This window comes from Mesobacillus sp. QJM3NY_10, from assembly GCF_056173465.1.
This window is the reverse complement of record NZ_CM149675.1, coordinates 1,161,259-1,183,149: the sequence shown is the minus strand read 5'-3', so window position 1 is coordinate 1,183,149 and position 21,891 is coordinate 1,161,259. Positions and strand designations below refer to the sequence as shown.

At 44.0% G+C, this 21,891-nt stretch carries 20 protein-coding genes, 1 pseudogene and 1 riboswitch; of the genes and pseudogenes, 10 read left to right on the top strand and 11 right to left on the bottom strand.

Translation table 11 applies throughout. The annotated features are described in order from the left end of the window. Positions 1 to 117: 117 nt before the first annotated feature. The 3 genes from AC0VX7_RS05955 to AC0VX7_RS05945 all read left to right on the top strand — a co-directional run bounded on the left by AC0VX7_RS05955 (position 118) and on the right by AC0VX7_RS05945 (position 4,124). Positions 118 to 1,941: a dihydroorotate dehydrogenase gene (locus AC0VX7_RS05955; RefSeq protein ID WP_475427086.1), complete on the top strand. Its 1,824-nt coding sequence runs from the start codon at positions 118 to 120 to the stop codon at positions 1,939 to 1,941. 162 nt (positions 1,942 to 2,103) lie between these two features. Further along, entirely contained in the window at positions 2,104 to 3,405 is a 1,302-nt protein-coding gene (locus tag AC0VX7_RS05950) for an NCS2 family permease (RefSeq protein WP_041968111.1), read from the top strand. A gap of 143 nt (positions 3,406 to 3,548) precedes the next feature. Then, positions 3,549 to 4,124 carry a YitT family protein gene (locus AC0VX7_RS05945; RefSeq protein WP_475427085.1) on the top strand — a complete coding sequence of 192 codons (576 nt, stop codon included), beginning with the start codon at positions 3,549 to 3,551 and terminating at the stop codon, positions 4,122 to 4,124. Between the two features lie 293 nt (positions 4,125 to 4,417). Here the strand turns inward: AC0VX7_RS05945 and AC0VX7_RS05940 are convergent, their stop codons facing one another. Further along, positions 4,418 to 5,770: an L-cystine transporter gene (locus AC0VX7_RS05940; protein WP_475428090.1), complete on the bottom strand. Its 1,353-nt coding sequence runs from the start codon at positions 5,768 to 5,770 to the stop codon at positions 4,418 to 4,420. Positions 5,771 to 6,013: 243 nt separating this feature from the next. Beyond that, a pseudogene (locus AC0VX7_RS05935) lies at positions 6,014 to 6,232 on the bottom strand (glutaredoxin family protein); the annotation flags it as partial. Between the two features lie 380 nt (positions 6,233 to 6,612). On the opposite strand from AC0VX7_RS05935, the gene AC0VX7_RS05930 reads away from it, so the two are divergent. Beyond that, entirely contained in the window at positions 6,613 to 7,887 is a 1,275-nt protein-coding gene (locus AC0VX7_RS05930; RefSeq protein ID WP_475427084.1) for an ATP-binding protein, read from the top strand. A gap of 14 nt (positions 7,888 to 7,901) precedes the next feature. Here the strand turns inward: AC0VX7_RS05930 and AC0VX7_RS05925 are convergent, their stop codons facing one another. Both AC0VX7_RS05925 and ytvI read right to left on the bottom strand, forming a co-directional pair. Then, on the bottom strand, positions 7,902 to 8,081 hold the full coding sequence (locus tag AC0VX7_RS05925; RefSeq protein ID WP_475427083.1) for an H-type small acid-soluble spore protein: 180 nt from the start codon (positions 8,079 to 8,081) through the stop codon (positions 7,902 to 7,904). 78 nt (positions 8,082 to 8,159) lie between these two features. Further along, positions 8,160 to 9,191, bottom strand: coding sequence for a sporulation integral membrane protein YtvI (ytvI, locus tag AC0VX7_RS05920; protein ID WP_475427082.1), 1,032 nt, complete (start codon positions 9,189 to 9,191; stop codon positions 8,160 to 8,162). Positions 9,192 to 9,399: 208 nt separating this feature from the next. Here ytvI and AC0VX7_RS05915 point away from each other — a divergent pair, with 208 nt between their 5' ends. Continuing rightward, a complete protein-coding gene (locus AC0VX7_RS05915) occupies positions 9,400 to 10,059 on the top strand; it encodes a DNA-3-methyladenine glycosylase (RefSeq protein ID WP_475427081.1) in 660 nt (219 codons plus the stop codon). Then, complete coding sequence (locus tag AC0VX7_RS05910) at positions 10,056 to 10,580, top strand: D-glycero-alpha-D-manno-heptose-1,7-bisphosphate 7-phosphatase (RefSeq protein WP_475427080.1); 525 nt, start codon at positions 10,056 to 10,058, stop codon at positions 10,578 to 10,580. The genes AC0VX7_RS05915 and AC0VX7_RS05910 overlap by 4 nt, the downstream gene beginning before the upstream one ends. Positions 10,581 to 11,094: 514 nt before the next feature. Here the strand turns inward: AC0VX7_RS05910 and AC0VX7_RS05905 are convergent. The 7 genes from AC0VX7_RS05905 to AC0VX7_RS05875 all read right to left on the bottom strand — a co-directional run bounded on the left by AC0VX7_RS05905 (position 11,095) and on the right by AC0VX7_RS05875 (position 15,792). Beyond that, positions 11,095 to 11,649 carry a 2-oxoacid:acceptor oxidoreductase family protein gene (locus AC0VX7_RS05905; protein WP_475427079.1) on the bottom strand — a complete coding sequence of 185 codons (555 nt, stop codon included), beginning with the start codon at positions 11,647 to 11,649 and terminating at the stop codon, positions 11,095 to 11,097. Then, complete coding sequence (locus AC0VX7_RS05900) at positions 11,646 to 12,407, bottom strand: thiamine pyrophosphate-dependent enzyme (protein ID WP_475427078.1); 762 nt, start codon at positions 12,405 to 12,407, stop codon at positions 11,646 to 11,648. The genes AC0VX7_RS05905 and AC0VX7_RS05900 overlap by 4 nt, the downstream gene beginning before the upstream one ends. Next, entirely contained in the window at positions 12,404 to 13,468 is a 1,065-nt protein-coding gene (locus AC0VX7_RS05895; RefSeq protein WP_475427077.1) for a 3-methyl-2-oxobutanoate dehydrogenase subunit VorB, read from the bottom strand. Before AC0VX7_RS05895 ends, AC0VX7_RS05900 begins: the two co-directional genes overlap by 4 nt. 16 nt (positions 13,469 to 13,484) lie before the next feature. After that, positions 13,485 to 13,715, bottom strand: coding sequence for a 4Fe-4S binding protein (locus tag AC0VX7_RS05890; RefSeq protein ID WP_031307999.1), 231 nt, complete (start codon positions 13,713 to 13,715; stop codon positions 13,485 to 13,487). A 14-nt stretch (positions 13,716 to 13,729) separates the two neighbouring features. Further along, positions 13,730 to 14,407 (bottom strand): nucleotide-binding protein, encoded by a 678-nt coding sequence (locus tag AC0VX7_RS05885; RefSeq protein WP_475427076.1) that lies wholly within the window; start codon positions 14,405 to 14,407, stop codon positions 13,730 to 13,732. A gap of 166 nt (positions 14,408 to 14,573) precedes the next feature. Continuing rightward, the gene (locus tag AC0VX7_RS05880; RefSeq protein WP_475427075.1) at positions 14,574 to 14,894 is read right to left on the bottom strand and encodes a hypothetical protein; all 321 of its coding nucleotides are present in this window, start codon (positions 14,892 to 14,894) and stop codon (positions 14,574 to 14,576) included. Between the two features lie 175 nt (positions 14,895 to 15,069). Continuing rightward, positions 15,070 to 15,792 (bottom strand): CBS domain-containing protein, encoded by a 723-nt coding sequence (locus AC0VX7_RS05875; protein WP_475427074.1) that lies wholly within the window; start codon positions 15,790 to 15,792, stop codon positions 15,070 to 15,072. Between the two features lie 421 nt (positions 15,793 to 16,213). Next, positions 16,214 to 16,315, top strand: a riboswitch (purine riboswitch). Between the two features lie 97 nt (positions 16,316 to 16,412). Between AC0VX7_RS05875 and AC0VX7_RS05870 the strand changes: the two genes are divergently transcribed. The 4 genes from AC0VX7_RS05870 (at position 16,413) to AC0VX7_RS05855 (ending at position 21,886) form a co-directional block, all read left to right on the top strand. After that, on the top strand, positions 16,413 to 17,705 hold the full coding sequence (locus AC0VX7_RS05870; RefSeq protein WP_475427073.1) for an NCS2 family permease: 1,293 nt from the start codon (positions 16,413 to 16,415) through the stop codon (positions 17,703 to 17,705). 347 nt (positions 17,706 to 18,052) lie between these two features. After that, positions 18,053 to 19,105, top strand: a complete 1,053-nt coding sequence (locus AC0VX7_RS05865) for a rhodanese-like domain-containing protein (protein ID WP_475427072.1) — start codon at positions 18,053 to 18,055, stop codon at positions 19,103 to 19,105. A gap of 29 nt (positions 19,106 to 19,134) precedes the next feature. Beyond that, positions 19,135 to 21,345: a respiratory selenite reductase catalytic subunit SrrA gene (srrA, locus tag AC0VX7_RS05860; RefSeq protein WP_475427071.1), complete on the top strand. Its 2,211-nt coding sequence runs from the start codon at positions 19,135 to 19,137 to the stop codon at positions 21,343 to 21,345. Between the two features lies 1 nt (position 21,346). Next, positions 21,347 to 21,886, top strand: coding sequence for a 4Fe-4S dicluster domain-containing protein (locus AC0VX7_RS05855; RefSeq protein ID WP_475427070.1), 540 nt, complete (start codon positions 21,347 to 21,349; stop codon positions 21,884 to 21,886). Positions 21,887 to 21,891: the final 5 nt, after the last annotated feature.

Below are 21,891 nucleotides of genomic sequence, written 5' to 3'. Positions count from 1 at the left end.
CTATTTTAGCTAGAAGCATTTCTTTTTATTCGCTCTGGAGAATTATATATGCCTGATTGCCACAGAATTGGTAAATTGCGATAGAATAAAAGTAACGTATAAATTCAGGAGGTCATTATGCCTGATTGGTCATATCACCCATTATTTAAACCATGGCTGTCCATTTTGCCCGGAAATGCAGGACGGGAATTCATCCACCGTGGGATGTCCACCATCGCAAAGGTTCCAGGGGGCAGATCTTTCATCGAGTTTCTTGGGCATATGTCTCCCTCGGAAAAATTGCACCGCAATTTGTTTGGTCTTCATTTCGGTAGCCCGGTTGGGTTAAGCGGGAAGATTGACCCACAATTATCCGGGATTGAAGCCTTCCCGAGTCTTGGCTTTGGTGCAATTGAAGTTGGTCCCATCACCAAATTTCCGAGAGAGTCTGAAACAGCAGGATCTCTTTCAAAAACTAATGATGCCTTGATCCTGCCTGAATATGCTGAGACGATTGGACTTATCGCCACAAAAAACAAACTAACAAAATCGCGGACAGTGCCGATTCTGATCCGGCTAGAAGAACCGATAAACACTGCGGAACATTTAAAAGATGCTGGCGGAGCATTCATAATTGAAATTGATTCAATTGAGAGCATCGATGATCTCACACATATAAAAATACTTCTTCTAAACAAGCCTGTCCTTTTAGCTATTAGGCATTCTACTGTTGCCGACAATCTTTTGAAGCTTAAATCAGCCAGTCGTATTGCGGACGGAATTATGATTGAAGAAGACCGTATTTTAACAGACGGCAAACAGGTCTTGCCACTTCAGCAAACAGATGGAATGATACATGCTCTGAACATCATAAAAAATGAAATTGATATACCGGTCGTTACCTCTGGAGGCGTTGCTGAACCCGCCGATGCGCTCGCCCTTTTTGAGGCAGGTGCGGAGCTAGTCTTTTTATCCGGGGGCTATGTCGCATCAGGTCCTGGTTTGCCCAAAAGAATCAATGAAGCGCTTCTGGACGAACTAAGAGACGAGAGAAGAGAGCTTCCTGGCTGGATCTGGTATTGGCTGTTCGGACTTTTCATCCTGCTTGGAGGAGCCGTGGTCTTATTCTTCAGTTTCACGAAGGTCATCCTCTTCTATGATGAAGCATTCCTGCAAATGACCAGGCTTGAATTGATGGCCTACAATCCCAATCTTTATAAATTCATGTCACATGACAGAATGACACTTGCCGGTACGATGATTTCTGGGGGCTTCATCTATATGCAGCTTGCGCGTCATGGCATCCGCTATGGAATGCACTGGGCAAAAAGAACTTTCAATATCGGGGCGATTACTGGATTCCTGGGAATCATGCTTTTTCTTGGATTCGGTTATTTCGACTGGCTGCACGGTTTGTTCTGGCTCATTTTGTTTCCTTTTTACATCATGGGCTACATAAAAACACGCTCAGCAAATCAATCGCCCTCATCAAAAAACCGCACAAACCATTCAGCCTGGAAGAAAGCAGTATATGGGCAGCTATTATTCGTCATCCTCGGTTTCTCCTTTGTGCTCGGCGGGATTGTCATATCGACAATTGGGGCAACTTATGTGTTTGTTGATACTGACCTGAGTTATATTTGTATGACACCAGACCAACTGAATGCGCTGAACGAAAAACTGATTCCGGTCATCGCTCATGACCGCGCGGGCTTTGGCAGCGCACTCTTCAGTGTAGGTCTGCTTGTACTAACTCTGTCTCTGTGGGGATTCCATGAAGATTCTGCCTGGGTTTGGAGAACATTCCTAATCGGGGGAATACCCGCTTTTACAGCTGGAATTTTCACGCACCTGTATATAGGTTACATTGATTTTATCCACCTCTTGCCGGCTTATTTCGCATTGGCGCTTTACATTGGCGGTTTATGGCTTACGAAAGATTACTTCAAATCAAAAAGGTGAAATTAGGACTCATTTGAGTCCTTTTTTAATTGGGTGAAAATGTTTTTTTGTGTGATACTAAGTAACAAAATCCAAATTTTAAAATTTACACTTGAAAAAAGAGCTAAAAACGAATAATATATTATTTGTGTTTAAAAATCGTTCGTATTTTTGGAGGAACTCATGTTTAAATTAAAAGAGAACAACACGAATGTAAAAACAGAAATGATGGCCGGTATAACGACCTTTTTCACAATGGTTTATATCGTTGTCGTCAACCCTATCATCCTGGCTGATGCCGGCGTTCCCTTTGAGCAAGTTTTTACAGCGACAATCATTGCTGCTGTGATCGGTACGCTTTGGATGGCCTTATTTGCTAATTATCCAATCGCGATCGCTCCTGGTATGGGACTGAACGCTTACTTTGCCTACTCTGTTGTAGGCAACAACCAGAACATTTCATATGAGACTGCATTCGCTGCGGTTTTTATCGCAGGTTTAATATTTGTCATCCTGTCCCTGACTCCATTCCGTGAAAAGTTGATTGAAGCAATTCCAGCCAACTTAAAGCACGGAATCACCGCAGGTATTGGACTTTTTATTGCTTTCATCGGTTTGCGCCTTACAGGAATCATCACCGACCACCCATCGAACTTGGTGGGTCTTGGGGATCTGCATTCCCCATCTGCAGTGCTGGCATTGATTGGTCTTGCAGTCACGCTTGTCTTAATGGTGCTTAAAGTGAATGGAGCATTGTTCCTGGGAATGGTCGTCACTGCATTGATCGCCTTCTTCACAGGCCAATTGGACTTCAAAGAAGGTTTCATGTCTATGCCATCACTTCCCGAAGGCATGATTGTCCTGAATCCATGGACAGCATTGATGGATGTCGTACAAAACAGCTTATACGCAGTTGTCTTTTCTTTTATCCTGGTGACAATCTTTGATACTACCGGAACAATGATCGGTGTAGCCCACCAGGCAGGCTTGATGAAAGGAAATTCAATGCCGCGTGCAAGAGAAGCATTGCTATCTGACTCGATCGCAACTGCCGCAGGTGCTATGTTCGGAACAAGTCCGACAACGGCCTATATCGAATCATCATCAGGTGTTGCTGCAGGTGGACGTACTGGTCTTACCTCGCTGACGGTAGCCGGTCTTTTTATCGCCGCTGCTTTCTTCGGACCGCTTGTCAGTGCTGTTTCCGGATTATCAGCAATTACTGCTCCGGCTCTAATCATTGTCGGAAGCCTGATGATGGGCAGTATTTCACAGATCAGCTGGGACGAGCTTGACGAAGCATTCCCTGCTTTCCTGATCATCTTGAGCATGCCGCTTACATCAAGCATCGCAACCGGCATCGCGCTTGGATTCATTTCATATCCTTTACTGAAAGTAGTGAAAGGGCAATGGCGTGATGTTCACCCGCTGCTTTACGTTTTTGCAGTGCTGTTCTTTTACCAACTCGCTTTCTTGCCTCACTAAGAGGTGGCCAGGCTCGGAATTTTGATATAACCTACTTAATGTAACAAGAACCTGCCGATTGGCAGGTTCTTTTTTATGTCATGTTCTAACACTTGTCTTTTTACATAGAAATAATGGGAGAAGGACAAGGCTGGTGATAATGGATGACAGGAAAAATTCTTGCTGTATTAGTAGGCAGCATGTTACTGGGGATAGGAGTTAATGGGTTTTTGGTACCCCATCACTTACTCGACGGCGGAATGATCGGAATTGGTTTGATCATGCACTATTTTTATGGCTGGCCAACGGGCTTGACCATGATTTTCCTAAGTATCCCACTATACGTACTGGCCTGGATACTGGAGCGAAAATATTTTTTTCATAGTCTGCATGGATTGTTGGTATCCAGTCTGTTCATCGACTTGTTCGCTCCAGTGGAAAAAGGACTGCAATTAGGCATTTTTTCAAGCGCGATCATAGGCGGCCTATTAGTCGGCTGCGGTATCGGGTTGATGCTCCGCTATGAAACGAGCACCGGAGGAACTGACCTGTTAGCCCAGTTAATCCATAAATTTTCATCTCTAAATGTAGGAATCTTGATTTTTTTAATAGATGGCCTTGTGGTTTTGTCAGGGTTAAAAGTGATCGGAATGGAAAAATTCTTCTATTCCCTGCTAACAATAACCTGTGTAGGTTTGATGACATCTTTGTGTGTGATAAAAAGAGAGCGAGTACTATAAATTAATTTTTATTAAGAGCCCAGCCATCTGTTACTGCTTCTCATATTCTGGACAAATCCAAAGAAGAACAAAAAGCGCAAGCGCCTTGTTCAGCCCCGACAAGCGCTGGAGGGCCGACCAGTGAAGTCGTTCTTTGACTTCATTGGGCGGACCGAAGCGACTCGAGGGGCTAGGCGCTGGAGCTGGATTAAGAAAACCCGTATAGTTATTCACATTGGAATTATTTTCTAATTTCCTAGTAAATTAGAAAAGCCAGCCAAAATATCTTTGGCTGGCTTTTACTATATTTACGCTTACGCTTCTGCTTCGATTTTTTGATTCATATCTGTATAGACCGATGAATCGATTTCTTTTGTAATTCTGCTTGTCAGGATGCCTGATGTCATCGAGCCGCTTACATTTACTGCTGTACGTCCCATATCAATCAATGGTTCGATTGAAATCAGCAAGCCGGCAAGTGCAACTGGCAGGTTCAATGCAGAGAGCACGAGCAATGCCGCAAATGTAGCTCCGCCCCCAACACCGGCAACTCCGAAGGAACTGATGGCTACGATGGCGATCACGGTCGCGATGAATGATGGTGTCAATGGGTCAACACCAACTGATGGTGCGATCATGACTGCGAGCATCGCAGGATAAATCCCGGCGCAGCCATTTTGCCCGATAGATAACCCGAAGGAACCTGCAAAGTTTGCAATCCCTTCTGGAACGCCAAGCGAGCGCTGCGTTTTGATATTTAACGGCAATGCCCCGGCACTCGTTCTTGAAGTGAAAGCAAACGCGAGAACAGGAAATGCCTTTTTAATATATGTGACTGGATTTAAACCAGCAATCGTCAATAATAACAAGTGGATAATGAACATGATTGCAAGAGCAACATATGAAGCTGCTACGAATTTCCCTAGTTTTAAGATTGCGTCGAAATCGCTTAAGGCAACAGTCTTTGTCATGATGGCAAGAACTCCATATGGAGTCAGGCGCAGGATCAGCGTGACCACCCTCATGATGACCGCATAGAAAGCATCCACAATCTTGGCAAAAAGCTCTGCCTGATCAGGAGATTTTCTTCTCACTCCAAGGTATGCGATTCCCAGGAATGCCGCGAAAATAACAACGGATATTGTAGATGTCGGTCGTGCCCCAGTGAAGTCAAGAAATGGATTGGCTGGTAAGAGATCAAGAATTTGCTGTGGCATCGTGCGCCCTTCAATTCCTCCATACGTTTCCTCAAGCTTCTCCGCACGCGCTTGCTCTGCCTCACCCTGTGTGATTTGCACAGCTTCAAGGTCAAAACCAACAGCAGTAGCGATACCAACCGCAGCGGCAACAGCTGTTGTGCCAACCAGCAAGCCGAGGATCAGTGTACTGATTTTACCGATGTTATTCGTCAGCTTTAGCTTTGTGAAAGCAGCTAAAATCGATATAAATACTAGCGGCATAACAATCATTTGCAGGAACTTTACATAACCGCTTCCCACAATCGAGAACCAGTCAGTACTTTTCATAATAACTTCGGATCCGGCTCCATAAACGAATTGCAATGCAAAACCGAAAACTATCCCAATTCCCAGTGCAATGAATACTCGTTTAGAAAAAGAGACATGTTTCTTTTGCATATAAAAAAGAACAGCAATGATGCCTAGCATAACTGCAATATTTAAAATAACAAGTCCAGTGGTCACTTTCTTTCCCCCTTAATTTATCATTCTCGAATAATATAATACATGTATTCTGATAAGTCAACTCGGAATTAAAATAATGATCCTCCCCCATGAAAGATTTATATATTATAATTTATGAACTCCAATAAAGTTCCATGCTACTTAAAAATTTTATTTAAAAACAAAAAGCCCTCACATTCGAAGGCTTTTTGTCATTCAGTATTAAGATTATAAGCTTCCAGCAAGCTTTTCAATTTCACTTCTGTTATTTTCATATCCGATCAATACTTTTTTATCTTTCATGAACAAGAACTTTGTGCTCGTAAAAATAAACGCAGGAACAATTACAGTACCTGTTAATTCTTTTAGCTTTCTCTCCTTTTCAGGCTCATCCTGAACATTGATTTCTTCATACGGTACATTTTTTTGCGAAAGAAACTCCTTCGCTTCCTGGCAATCCGTTCACATAGGCCTCGTGAAAAGTGTTAATGAGTTTCGGGCCATTCTATTGCCTCCTCTGCAGTTTTTTGTACCAATAGTATATCGCCAAGTTATGAGGGCCATCCAATAATCCGCTTGGACATCCTGTAATCCAAACTTGGATATTCATGCCCTTCCATTAGAAAAGTCATGTCGAAAAAAAGCTTTTCTTTTTATATTCAAGAACATTTCAAAAAGCAACTAGTGCGAAAAATAGTCATGGTAAAAAAAGCAACTTGAATCAATTTTATGTTAAAGTAAAAGTAATATATCCGAATAATTTGTCTTCTTAACAAACATATTTTTTGAATGGAGCGGTCGCTCCTTGTCGACTGGAGATTAAGACTATGAACCAATTAACTGTTCTTGTATTGAATCTGATCTTCATCCTGTTTACTACATTTGTGTTCCAATACATTATCGTAAACAAATTTACTAATTTATATAGGAAATACTCCAAAGCCTTCATTATTGTCTTGGGTGGAATTCAAATTCTGTTCTGTATGTCTTTTACGGTGATCGGCAATTCTGATTTCATCTTCGACCTCCGATTGATCCCCGTTGTCGTCGGGGGCTTGTATGGCGGTCCGGTTGTCAGCATCATGCTTTTCATCACCGTTGTAGCCGCAAGAATTCCTTTTGGTGGCAACGGGGTATGGATTAACTTTTTCAACATGCTCACCATCACTGTTTTAACCGTGTATCTTTCCAGTAAGTTCAGGGCATTCCCTCTCTCCAGGAAACTATATACTGTTGTGGCGGTCGCTTTATCTTATACCGTCCTCATTTTCCTGATGAAGGCAGCGGTGTTTGACGACTTGACTAATTTTCAATTCATGCTCTTATACGGTCTGGCCCTTTCTGCCGGAATTTTCATTGTGACTTATTATATTGAAATCATGAGGCAGAACCAGCTTTTACATAATGCTGTCATCAAGTCCGATAAGATTGAAGTCGTCTCCCAATTGGCTGCGAGTGTCAGTCATGAGGTCCGTAATCCGCTTACAGTCACCCGTGGATTTTTGCAAATGCTAAAAGATCCAACCATTGAGGAAAAAAAGAGGCTTTATTACTTGAATACGGCAATCGATGAACTCGATCGTGCAGAAAGTATCATTAAAGATTACCTTAATTTCGCCAAACCACAATCGGAAATGGAGTCATCCATCTGTGTAAAAGAAGAAATCGAAAAAGCACTTGAGCTCATCCTTCCTTATGCGAATCATTTTTCGGTAAATATAAAAAGGGATTTGATGGCGGGAATGAATGTCGCCGGTGAAGCCGCCAAATTCCATCAATGTATACTCAATATCATCAAAAACGGCATTGAGGCTATGCCAAACGGCGGTGACCTGGTAATTAGCTGCCGCGAGTTGGCCAATAACCATGTATCCATCACGATCAAAGATACAGGATGCGGAATGTCTCCACAGCAATTAGCGAAAATCGGGGAACCTTACTTTTCAACCAAGGCAGAAAAAGGCACTGGGCTGGGCATGATGGTCGTTAATAAGATTATCCATGAAATGGGCGGTACGGTAAACGTAAAAAGCAAACTTAACGAAGGCACCCAATTCAAGATCACATTACCGCTTTATAACATGGAAAAACGGGAGACGTAGGTTCTCCCGTTTTTCTATTCCTCTATTAAATTCAAGACTGGTACGTCTCTTTCAACATCCGGTTCTGACTTTGAATAAATCCTTGCCATTTTGGTCTTTTCGTCAACATGCTGGATGATGATTGACGTCCCATCATAAGTTACATTGATCATGTCTGCTGACTCAACAATCTCCTTAGCTCGGCCTACATTCATTCCTGCGTTCCTCCTTCTTGGTAACAAACATAATTTATGCTTAATCATGTTCTGCTATCCAAAAAAACGAGCTGAAATTCAAATCTTGAAATTCAGCCGAATTACATTTGCTTTTCTTAAAGTGTCATAGATGATCACGATAATCGGCCCGATAAAAATCCCGGAAAGCCCAAGTAGTTTGAGTCCAATATACATGCTGATCAATGAGGCAAGCGGCGAGATACCAAGGTTGGATGAATAAATCTTTGGCTCGATCACCCTGCGGACAACAGTGATGACCAGAAACAAAATAATCAATCCAATTCCCAGAAAATGATTATCCTGCAGAATCGCAATAATTGCCCATGGTACCAGGACTGATCCGGTTCCGAGAATCGGCAGAATATCGACAATGACAATCAACAATGACAGCAGTCCCGTATATTTAACCCCTAGTATGCTCAACCCTGCCATCGCCATAAAGAAGGTGACCAAACTCAGGATAACCTGCGCTTTTAAAAAACCTATCCCTGCCTTATTCAACTGGCTTCCAACCAGGAAGACCTTCTGCCGAGTTTGCTCCTTCAAGTGAGACTCCAGCTTCATTTTAAGGTTAGGAAGTTCAAGACTGAACAAGAATAACGCAATAAGGTAAACAAGAAATTCAATCATGAACCCTGGTATTGCCGTGAGCAGATTGATTATGCCAGCAATGAATTGCTGCAGGAATGAATCCAGCGTGTTTATATTCTTTTCAATCGTCGCTTCAATCTGGTCAATGACTTCTCCCGGGAAGTTTTTTGAGTAAAATTCCCACTTGCCCATCAAAGGAAGAATCGCTGTTCTGTAAATGTCCCTTACGAATGTAGGAGTTCGCTCGGATAAGGATACCGCTTGATGGGCGATAATTGAAACCAGGTTATATCCAATAACACCTAACAGGAGCACATAGCTGATAAATACTCCGATCACAGCCTGAAGACGCTTGAATGAAAATCTTTTCATAATCCATTGAACCATTCCTTCGAGCATGACTGCTGTTAACACAGCAAAAATGAGCGGAAGGCTATATGGAACAAGGAAAAAAATAACTGCAGCAATCACTGCAATCCATACCCATTTTTTCCACATATAATTAATACTCCCCTAATGGAAATTAAAACTGTCAGACCTTTAAAAATACTATAAACCATCTTTCGTCTATCCGCTATTTTTTTCACTAGGTATTTTTGAGAAAACACTAGGTATTAAAAAAAATACTAGTATTTTGGGCAAAAAATAATGGATGACTCATTCAGCTGCAGGGTATAAAGATTAAAAAGAGTTATTAGGAGGTTTTATGTCAGAACAATGTGATGCTTTCCAAACACTTGACAATAAGTTCTATCAGCAGCCTACCCTAGAATTGGCGGTATCGCTCCTGGGATGCATTTTAGTGAAAGAAACTGAAGAAGGAACAGCCGCGGGAATAATTGTGGAGACAGAAGCCTATGTTGGTCCAATGGACAAAGCGGCGCACAGCTATAATAATCGCAGGACGAAAAGGACAGAGATCATGTTCCATGAAGCTGGTTTAGCCTATACTTATGTTATGCACACCCATACACTCTTCAATGTTGTCAGTGCAAAGAAAGACAATCCAGAGGCAGTTTTGATCAGAGCCATGGAACCTGTTGAGGGAATCGACTTAATGATTAAGCGCAGAGGTATGCCGGAGTCAGCCAATCTCACCAATGGACCTGGAAAGCTAACGAAAGCAATGGGCATAAATACATCCGATTACGGGCATCCCTTAACAGAGAAGCCACTTTTCATCTCCCGAGGGTTTGTACCTGAGAGCATTTCTTCAGGGAAGAGAATCGGCATCGACAATTCCGGAGAAGCAAGAGACTATCCATGGCGTTTTTGGATCACCGGTAATCGCTATGTATCACGACATCAGAATGCCGAGAAGATAATAGTTTTAAAAGATGTTAGCACAAACGGAGGAACAAAATGAATAAAGCAATATTTTTGGACCGGGATGGAGTCCTCAATGAAGTATTATCTCACCGGGTAAAATTCGTTAACACACCTGAAGATCTTTATCTCCTTGAGGGTGCAGCAGAAGCAGTCGCAGACTTGAGCAAGGCTGGCTATGAAATTTTTGTAGTCACCAATCAGGGAGGCGTCGGACTTGGATTCCTGAAGGAAAAGCGCCTGCAAGAAATCCATGATCACATGGTAAAGATGATCAGGGAACATGGTGGCCATATCAAGGAGGTTGCCTACTGCCCACACAAACCAAAGGCAGGCTGTGAATGCCGAAAACCTAATGCCGGAATGCTTCTTGACCTTGCCAGCAGGCATGATATCGAATTGACAGGAAGTGTCATGGTAGGAGATCACGAGCGCGATATCGAAGCTGGCAAAAAAGCAGGCTGCAAAACTGTCTTCATAGGGACCGATGAAACAGGAGCCGATAAGCAGGCCCCTTCACTGCAGGCAGCGGTTCCATTAATTTTGGAGCTTTTGAAATAAGGATTATGAAAAAAAGTAATTATCCTTCAATCAAACGATGTAGCCACAGTTGATACACTTTAAAAACGCTGCCATAGAGAACTGGCAGCGTTTTTTGAATTCTTCATTGTTTCATTACATTAGAGTTGAGCCAAAGAACTGGAATGCTTTTTTTAAAACAGCTTTGAGTATGTCAGCCTTGTATGTGACCGTGACTTCAGCTTTTCTCAGTTCACGGGCACATATTCTCCTTTTATGTGACCGTGACTCCTTTTTATCTCAGTTCACGGGCACATATTTTCCTTTTATGTGACCGTGACTTCACTTTTTCTCGGTTCACGGGCACATATTTCCCTTTTATGTGACCGTGACTTCACTTTTTCTCAGTTCACGGGCACATATTTTCCTTTTATGTGACCGTGACTTCACTTTTTGTCAGTTCACGGGCACATATTTCCCTTTTATGTGACCGTGGCTTCAGCTTTTCTCGGTTCACGGGCACATAACTCTTCAACAATGTTATCCCTCCCCAACGTTATGACTTAGGGATGGTTTCCTTAGTCAAAGATCGCCCCAGTTCAAGCGCCTGGCGATTGATTTCCAATAGAGAGTGCTTTTCCGGGGAAAGCACTTTTTTCAATGCTTCCAAAATTGATTCATCGGACAGAATACCCGTTTCCTCAAGGAATGCCCCAAGCAGGATCATATTAGCGACTTTTGGATTGCCGAGCTCGTTCGCCTTGTCGGTTGCATCAATATTTAATACTTTTATATCGGTCCTAGCTGACATTTTTGAAATCAATGATGAGTTCACAACTAATAACCCGCCTGCCCTGACCACCGGTTCAAACTTTTCATATGACGGGTTATTAAGGACAATTGCTGTCGTCGGCCGCGACACAAGTGGTGAACCTACCTGTTCCTCGCTGACGACGACTGCACAGTTGGCTGTTCCGCCCCGCTGCTCGGGACCGTAGGAAGGCAGCCAGGATACAAACTTTCCTTCAGTCATACCAGCATAGGCAATCAGCTGGCCCATCGACATGACTCCCTGGCCGCCAAACCCGGCAATCAACATTTCCTCCATCATCTCTCATCAGCCCCCTTTGGTATATCCTTATACACGCCAAGAGGATAGGCTGGCACCATATTGTCCTTAATCCAATCAAGAGATTCATTGGGATCAAGGCCCCAGTTTGTCGGACAGCTGGACAGAATCTCGACCATCGAGAAACCCAGTCCCTGCTTCTGTGTTTCAAATGCTTTGCGAATCGCTTTCTTCGCTTTAAGGATGTTCGGTACATCATGCGTCGAAACTCGTTCGATATAAGCTGTTCCATCCAGAGTTGACAGCATCTCACTTACCCGGATCGGCAGTCCCTGGATGCTCGCATCCCGGCCGAATGGAGTCGTAGCCGTTTTCTGGCCAACCAATGTTGTCGGCGCCATTTGTCCTCCAGTCATGCCATATATCGCATTATTCACAAAAATAACAGTAATATTTTCACCTCTGGCAGCGGCGTGGATAGCCTCGGCAATCCCAATCGAAGCAAGGTCTCCATCACCCTGGTAGGTAAAAACAAACCGGTCAGGAAGAACGCGCTTTATGCCTGTGGCGACAGCCGGGGCCCGACCATGGGCAGCCTGTGTCATATCACAATTGAAATATTCATAGGACAGAACAGAGCAACCGACAGAAGCGACTCCAACGGTATCCTCAAGAATCCCCATTTCTTCAAGTACTTCGCCTACCATCCTGTGGATGATTCCATGCGTACAGCCCGGGCAGTAGTGCGTCTGGTTATCAGTCAATCCAGCTGTCTTCTCAAACACAGTTTTCATTGTCATACCTCAACACCCCCTGCCAGTTTGACGATTTGGTCATAAATTTCTTCCTGGGTAGGAACAACACCGCCAGTGCGCCCAAAGAATGAAACTGGAGCACGGCCCTCGACAGCAAGTCTGACATCCTCAACCATCTGGCCTGCGCTCATCTCGACTGAGAGATAACCCTTCACCCTGTCACGGGTTTCAATGAACGGCTGCTCAGGGAATGGCCAAAGCGTGATCGGACGGATCATCCCGATTTTCAGTCCATCTCTCCTCGCTTTATTGATTGCATTCATGGCAATCCTTGCTGCAGTTCCATAAGCAGTTACAATATATTCGGCATCTTCTATTTCAAACGTTTCGTATCTGACTTCATCTTGCTTAATCAGGGCGAATTTTTTCTGTAAAAGTTCATTTCGTTTTTCGAGTGCATCTGCATTCAATTCTAGTGAAGAGATAATTCTTGGTTTCCCATCACCGCGTGTTCCAGTTGTAGCCCATTCCTTTTGTTCCGGCTTCCTCTCGCTCAATTCCTTGAACTCTACCGGTTCCATCATCTGTCCGAGCATTCCGTCCCCAAGCAGGATAACTGGCGTCCGGTAACGGTCGGCGATATCAAATGCCGCTTCAGTCAGGTCAATGATTTCCTGAAGCGTGGACGGAGCCAGGACAGGTGTATGGTAATCCCCATGACCGCCACCTTTTGTCACCTGGAAATAGTCCGATTGTGCCGGCTGGATATTGCCGAGTCCGGGCCCTCCCCGAACGACATTCACAATCAGTGCCGGCAGTTCTGCCCCTACCAGGTATGAGATTCCTTCCTGCTTCAAGCTGAATCCAGGACTGGATGATGATGTCATCACACGCACACCGGTTCCAGCCGCGCCATACACCATATTGATCGCTGCTACTTCACTTTCCGCCTGTAAAAATAATCCGCCAACCTCTGGCAGCCTTCTGGCCATATAGGCAACAAGCTCACTCTGCGGAGTGATCGGATAGCCGAAAAAATACTTGCAGCCCGCATGGACAGCGGCTTCCGCAATGACCTCGTTACCCTTCATAAGTACTTTCCCCATTGTCAAATCTCCTTTGCTATACAGATTTCCTTACCTTTTCTGGCCTATAGACAGTGATGACCGAATCCGGACACATCTGTGCGCACTTGCCGCAGCTGATGCAATTTTCCTGGTCTGTCACAACCGCCGGCCGGTAGCCTTTTTCATTCAAGTAATCAGCAAGATAAATCACATTTGTCGGACAAGCGTTCACGCACAGCTTGCATGATTTACAAGTCTCTTCATTAAAAACAACTCTCTGCTCCACCGTATTTGCCTCCTTTACATTTCCCATGGCAATTTTAAATACCTCAAAATCACTTTTACATGGGACTCCGATTCAATTCCAGCACTTTCAGCTGATAAATGCTGCGGTACCATCGTGTACAACAAAGGAATTCCCAATTTATCTGACAGCTCCTTGCCTAACGCAAACCCCTTTTCGACATCCTGAATCGTCGTTTCGGATCCTACATTTGAGTTATTGATAATTCCTGTGATTTTCAGCCTGGAGCCTTTTTCGATTTTCTGCAATGTCTCAACCGCCCCCTCCAGAGTACTGACATATGGACGGTTTGCATTCAAAATAAACAGCACCTCTGGCTTCATTTCTTTCCAATCGTTATAAAATTGCCCCAGTGCTGTAGCTCCATCTTTATCTCCTCCAGCATCGACGATCAGCTTATAGGCCGGGTCATAGATTACCCTGCTCATATCGCTCGGAACAATCGGCAAATCAGCGGCTGCAAGCCTTTCAGCAGGTGCAAGAAGTTCAATTCCATTTTGTTCAAAAATATTTCTGGCGTCCCTAGCACGGTAATATGGATTAACGATGTCGAGGTCGGCAACTGCTGTCCTGGCATTTGTTTTCCCTGCCTCGAGAGCTAGATTAATTGATATCTCTGTTTTTCCGCTGCCAAAATGGCCGGTAATGATGGTGATGTCCGCACCTTTTTTCACCGGTTCCCACCTCCCTTGTTGAAAGCGTTTTCATTTTATGTCAACTTCATTATATAAATTTCTACCAGGCTTCTCTTTGATAAAAGTCACGTTTTTAGAAAAACTGATCAAAAAAGTGTTAACCAACTTAAAAAAGGAGTTCCACGACAGAACTCCTGTTTAAGTCTTATATTGCAAAGCTCAGAATCACTTTTTGCGGCATGTCCTGTTCTTCATAAACATCTTTTCTCAATCTCTCACAAGAAGGCATCTCATACGAAAAATCTTCCACTGCTTCAGGGATCATTCCATCTGCTTTCAGTGCATTAAAAACTTTTTGCATTGCGTCATCTGTATCCAGGCAATCTTCAGAACCTTCATATTTAAAACAATCAACGCACGTTTCCACGATATTTGTATCAATCTGTTCCTGTATAAATACTAATTTTGCGCCAGCCATCTTCTCAACTTCACGATTTTCCAATTCAATAATCGTTGTTACGTTCATTATTGGCACCTCCATTTGGATTACACTATCATTATAGTAAGTAAAAATCCAAACAGGGGTGTTTTGCCATTTAGTTCATTTATTATTCACATATTCCGGTCAAAAAGTTGTCAAAAACTCCTAAACAAAGGGATTTCCGATACCCATACAGGGATTTAACTAAATCACCACATACTTAATCTAATGCATCGATTTCAACTAAATCCCAGGGCGTGATGATCCCGATCGGCCGCTCGGAGGCTTTTCCATTCTCAGTGATTAATACTGCTTCCAGCTTCCTGTTTTCAAGATGATACTTTTCAAAGATATCCTCTACCGAGAATATATCTGAGATTTTCGTTGCAAACTCTACGAATCTCTTTGAATGAAGATACTCCAGGTCGCTGATTTTTACATCCTCTATCGTTCTGCCGCCCTCCAGCAGATTACTCGCAAGCCACTGGGCAATGCAATTCGAAGTCAATAACCACTTGAATCCACTATCATCATAGACAGGAAACTGGGAATAGGCCCTTTTCTGGATAATTTTCAAGACATCAACTAAACTGGTATCTTCTTTAAAATAAAACACTGGTCTTGTCGCGATCTCCAGTGCATTCTTCGGATCTGACACCTGACTGGCGATCATTTCAATCTTCTCCACCACTTTTTCATGCGGTTCAGCTATGTAAAAATCCAGCGCAATTTTGTCATGCACAAGGGAATTCCGAAGGCGCCCATACATCTTTAAGTCATGATAATATTTGCGGATAATCGAATGTCTCGGATAATTAATCCGCAGCAACTCTGAAAATTTATCAGTCGTCTCATTCCTAGCATTCCTCTGCATCCACCGATGAATCTGGTTGAACGCCACTTCAAATCTCTCAGATCTTTTTTCATTTTGAATAACAGCCAATTTAATGTCTCCTCGCTTCATATCATTATGTATTTAATCATTCATTCATCATTTACTATGATTTCTCTAAACTTTTGTTCGTGTTTATTACGAATTTCATCCGTAATGTGCTGTACATGAATTACATTTCCTTAATAGTATCAAAAAATAGGCTAATTTTGCTTGTTGATCTGTAAAACTGGCACTCTTACATACTTGATTCCGCGAAATTGTATGGTTATTCCGCGATTTCACACCTTGATTCCGCGAAAGTCCATGATAATTCCGCGATTTTCCACCATAATTCCGCGACTTGGAAAATCGCAAACAGATATACCAACTAGCTTCCAGCTTCCCTAATAATCAGAAAAAAACAAATAGATAAACTTTAAGAATTGCAATTGACCTCGATGTAAATTGCTGATACTATCACTAGTATTATTTAAATCTATAATCTTTTCCTTGTATATGTTCGAGAATATGGCTCGGACGTTTCTACCATGCTACCGTAAAAGGCGTGACTACAAGGGACTTTGATATTTGCTATTCTTTTTGGCATCTATTTGTCCTTTGTGGTACTCCGGCAGCATAAAACTGCCGGAGTTTTTTTATTTTTACTACCAACCAGGAGGACAGCACACATGAAAAACTTTTTCCAGTTCGCAGAACGAAATACAAATTATAAACAAGAAACACTCGCAGGTATCACGACGTTCTTGTCGATGGCGTACATTCTTGTTGTCAATCCATTAATCCTTAGCCAGGCAGGCATGGATAAAGGGGCTGTTTTTACAGCTACAGCTCTATCAGCCATCATCGGCTCCCTTCTGATCGGTCTGCTTGCTAACTTTCCGATTGGAATCGCTCCAAGCATGGGCTTGAATTCATTTTTCACTTTTACCGTCAGTATCGGGATGGGAGTCAAATGGGAGGTCGCCCTTACTGGTGTGTTCATCGCGGGTGTTCTGTTCGTCATCCTCAGTCTTTTGAAGATCCGCGAAAAAATCATCAATGTCATCCCTCAGGATCTTAAGCATGCAATCGCTGCGGGAATCGGTTTCTTCGTCGCCTTCATCGGCTTGAAAAATGCGGGAATCATCGTTGGCAGCGAAGCGACTTTTGTCTCTATCGGCAACCTGACATCAGGCCCTGTCCTGCTTGCTCTCTTTGGCTTCATCGTCAGTGTCATCATGATGGTCCGCGGAATCAGTGGCGGCATCTTTTATGGAATGGTGATTGCCACAATCGTTGGTATTTTCACTGGATTGATTGAAAAACCTACAGCAATCGTCGGTTCGGTTCCTGACATCTCACCAACGTTTGGTGTCGTCTTCAATCACCTGGGAGATATCTTCTCCCCAGATGTCCTTGCCGTCATTTTCACATTCCTGTTTGTTGCTTTCTTTGATACTGCAGGGGCACTTATTGCGGTAGCCAGCCAGGCTGGTCTGATGAAGGACAATAAAATTCCCAATGCCGGGCGTGCCCTTCTTGCGGACGCAGGGTCGGCTGTAGCTGGAGCTGTACTTGGTACCTCCACAACAGCGTCGTTCGTTGAATCATCAGCAGGCATCGCGGTCGGCGGTCGTACCGGCTTCACTTCCGTAATCATTGCGGCGTGCTTCGGTGTGGCAATGCTCTTCTCTCCGATCCTATCAGTCATCACGCCAGAAGTTACCGCTCCGGCACTCATTATTGTTGGTGCATTGATGGCAACCGAAATCAGTAAAATCAATTGGAACAACCTTGCTGTGATTATCCCATCATTCGTAACAATCATCATGATGCCGCTCACCTTCAGTGTCGCAACAGGAATCGCCCTTGGTTTCATTCTTTATCCATTGATGATGCTTGGCATGGGCAAGCTTAGAGAAGTCCATCCAATTATGTATGTTCTTGGTTTCTTGTTTGTTGGTTATTTTATCTACGTTTAATAAGCCTTCAAGTCCGCAGTTTAGCTGCGGACTTTTTTGTATTTCACCGAAAATTCTCCACGCAATTTTCACGAATGTGTTTTAAGTGTGAAGTGTGCAAAAAATTCAAATTATTCATAGGTGATTCCCCTTACTTCTTCCTGCATTCTCGAAAATAGTAACTGAATTTCCACAGCAATAGACTTACCCCTGATGGTAAAAATAACTTAAGCGCTTATTTTTTTTGCAACCCCTCAAACCCATAGGAGTATAGGCATTCACAAGACTGGAGGTGTACATTCCCACCGTTTGGTTCAATTCCAAATCAATATTTTGGCGGTATATCCGCCAGCAGAGAGGTGAGAGCTTTGAAGCTGTTTGGAAAAAAAATATTATTCATATTGGCCGGTACAATGCTGATTTTCACTGGAGGATGCGGTACCGAGCAAGGTTCAACAAAGGTCCAACCACAAGTAAATGGACAAAGTGAGCAGCTCAATGTTTTTTCAGTCGTACAGCAAACTGCAGATGCATATCTGAAAAAAACGGCAGAGTCTATTACTGCAGAAGAAATTTTTGTAAAGATGATATTGAATTACGACCCGTCCTACTTCATTGTCGATGTCCGTGATACAGCTGCTTTTGCTGCTGGACATATCGAAGGATCTGTCAATATTCCATATAGTATGACAGCCGATCCGAATCAAATCGCTAATTTGCCAAAGGACAAGAAGATCCTTGTCATTTGTTATAGCGGCCATACAGCAAGTCAGACAGCAGCCCTGTGGAATATGCTCGGATATGACGCTGTTCCGATGGTAAACGGGATGGGTGGCTGGACTAGCGACGAGAATTTGGGGACACCGCTTCCGCAGAAACCTTTTGAATTTGCAGTGGAAGCAACAGATTCAAAAGCCGGGAGCTATGATCTCCCAGCTCCATCAAACAAACAATATTCTGATGAAACCGCAGCTATTTTAGGAAGTGCTGATGACTATCTGAAAACCGGCCTTCCACCGATCATGAAACCAACGGCTATCCAGGAATCTATTGAAAATAAGTCGAATAGCCTCTTACTGGTCGATCTAAGGCCATCAACTGAATATGCAGCAGGCCATATTCCTGGGGCAATCAATATCGCCTATGAATCGCTGGCAGAGCTTGAACAGCTTAAGAAATTGTCTCCTGAGAAAAAGATTGTCCTCATTGACCATGACGGCACCATGTCCAGTAAAGCAGCACGGATTCTCAATATGCTCGGATATGAAGCCTATGCCATGAAAGATGGCATGAGAGTATGGACATCCAATGCAGAAATCAATGGTATTCTTCCAATTTCCAACGAAAAGGTCAAGGATTATCCTTTGAAACAGCTAAACACAAAACTCGAAACAGAAACTGGAGCCGCCAGCTGCGGTTAACAGCTTGTGAGAGAAAGGAGTATGAAGAGATGACAAACTTATCACGCCGTACGTTTTTAAAAGCTTCAGCAACGGTTGTCGCAGCAGGCTCGGTTCCAGCTTATTTCGGCTTCAGTGAGTTCAAGAAAGCTGCAACCGAAGAAAGCGTGAAGAAGGTACCAACCTTCTGCCACGGCTGCACAAGTTATTGCGGAATCATTGCCCATGTGAAGAACGACCGGGTCTGGAAGGTCGAAGGACACCCGATCCATTTAAAATCCAGCGGCAGAATTTGCGCAAGAGGCCACGGAATGGCAGCTTACCTGTACTCAAAAGACAGAGTGACTGGCCCAATGAAACGGGTTGGAGAAGGGAAATTCGAACCAATCAGCTGGAACCAGGCATTCAAGGAAATCGGCGAAAAGCTTGACAGCATCGTTAAGCAGTATACCGGTAATTCTGTATTGTGGCTTGAGCACGGCACCCACCGGAAGTCATACGTGGACCGCTTGTTTGACACCATTGGCTCGCCAAACTTCACGACACAGTATTCAACATGCTTCAATGCAAAAACAAACGCATGGCTGCAAATGACTGGCACCTCCCTTAACGGTGACCATAAAAATGCTAAATACATGATATTTGAAGGTAGGAATTTCGCCGGAGGGATCATCCCGAATGGCATGAACCACATCACGCAGGCAAAGGAAAAAGGCGCCAAGTTAATCGTCATCGATCCGCGCTTTTCAGAGATTGCGAAAATCGCTGATGAATGGATTCCAATCAGACCGGGTACGGACCTTGCCTTCAGGCTGGCGATGGCCAATGTCCTAATATCAGAAAATCTCTACAATAAGACCTTTGTCCAACAATTCGTTGATGGCTTCAGTGAATTCAAACGCATGAACAAGGAATACACACCAGAATGGGCAGAACCAATCACAGGAATAAAAGCTGATAAAATCCGGGAAATTGCCAGGGACTTTGCCAAATACGCACCTCAGGCCTTCATCGAGCCAGGCTGGCACGGACTGCATTCCCATTATGTGAACAGCACTCAAACGGCCCAAATGGGAATTATCCTGAATGCGCTTGTCGGCAACTTTTTCGAAAAAGGCGGCTTGATGCCATCTGCCAGCCTGCAGCTAGGACATCTAGACCTTCCAGCAATCGAAAATATGCCTGAAAAGGGTGCTCGTATCGACGGAGCAGGTGTGACTGGAAAGTACCGTACGGTTGAACCATCAAGGGGAATCGCCCATATCACGCCACAGCTTGTACAACAAGGGCTGGCTAAGGCTGTATTCATTTGTAACTATAACCCCCTCAGGACCGCACCGGATCCCGAGGAGCAAAAAAAGATCAAGGACGCAGAGCTTGTAGTTTCCATCAACATCGACTGGAACGAAACAAGCTACTATGCCGCTGATTATATCCTGCCTGAGCATTATTATCTGGAAAGGTTGGAGCATCCTCAAGCTGTATCAGGCCATATTTCGCATGATAACCCACAGCTTGCCCTACGCCAGCCCGTCATCAAGCCGATGTATGATACAAAAAACACGCTTGATATGTTGAAGGGGATCGCCGACGCAATGGGCCATAAGGATTTGTATCCTTTTACGATCGAACAAGAAGTAGAAGCAGCGATTGCCCCGCTCGGCATCACCTTCGACCAGCTGAAAAAAGCAGGTACACTGGAATTCCCGGCTACTGTTAAGCCAGGCTTCCCGATGAAAAAAGGCAAACCGGCTCTACCTACGCTAACCGGAAAGATTCAATTTTCCGCCGATTTGTTCAAGATAGATGGAAAACTCGGAATTCCTGTCTGGGTACCGCCACTCGTTGAACCTGATCCTAAAAATGACCATGAATTCCGGCTGATCCATGGAAAACAACCTTGGCATTCCCATGCAATGACAACCAATATCGAACAGCTGATGAAGCTTTCCGAGAAGTATCAGGGAACCTTTATGTGGCTTAATGCTTCTAGAGCCAGGAAGCTTGGCATCAAAACTGGAGACACCGTCACGGTTAAGTCAAAAATTGCCAAAAAGAAGATACAGGTTAAAGTAACCGAGCTCCTGCACCCAGAAGCAGCCTGGCTCCCTTCCACTTATGGAGGATTCTCTCCTAAAAACAGGACAGCAAACGGAGTCGGCGTGAACTTTAATGATTTTATCCCAATCATGGTAGACCCTCTTTCTGGCTCGACAATGGCCCAAGAGGTTGTCGTGACCGTGGCAAAGGAGGGCAACTAGTATGGCAAAATACGGCCTTTTGGTATTCCCGGAACGCTGTACGGGCTGCAACGCCTGCAACATCGCCTGCGCGTCGCATAATCAGCTCGGGACGGACGTTTCCTACAACCGACTTGAAATTTTGGAGACTGGAACATACCCGAATGTGAAAATGGAAATTTTACCAGTGCAGTGCCAGCATTGCGACAACGCTCCGTGCGTTTCCGTCTGCCCAACCCAGGCAACTTACAAGCGTGAAGATGGAATCGTCGAGATAGACGCTGATAAATGTATTGGCTGCAAATATTGCATGGCTGCCTGCCCTTATGAAGCAAGACAGCTGAATGAAAAGCGCGTGCCGGAAAAGTGCAGATGGTGCCCTGAGATGCTTGAAAAAGGTGAGCAGCCTGCCTGCTCTGCGACATGCATGAATGAGGTCCGTCTGTTCGGAGACCTGGAAGATCCAAACAGCCAGCTGAACAAAGAGCTGGCAAAGCACGAAGTCTATCAATTGCTTGAAGCTAAAGGCACGAAGCCAAGCATCTTCTATGTGAAAAAATAACTGGA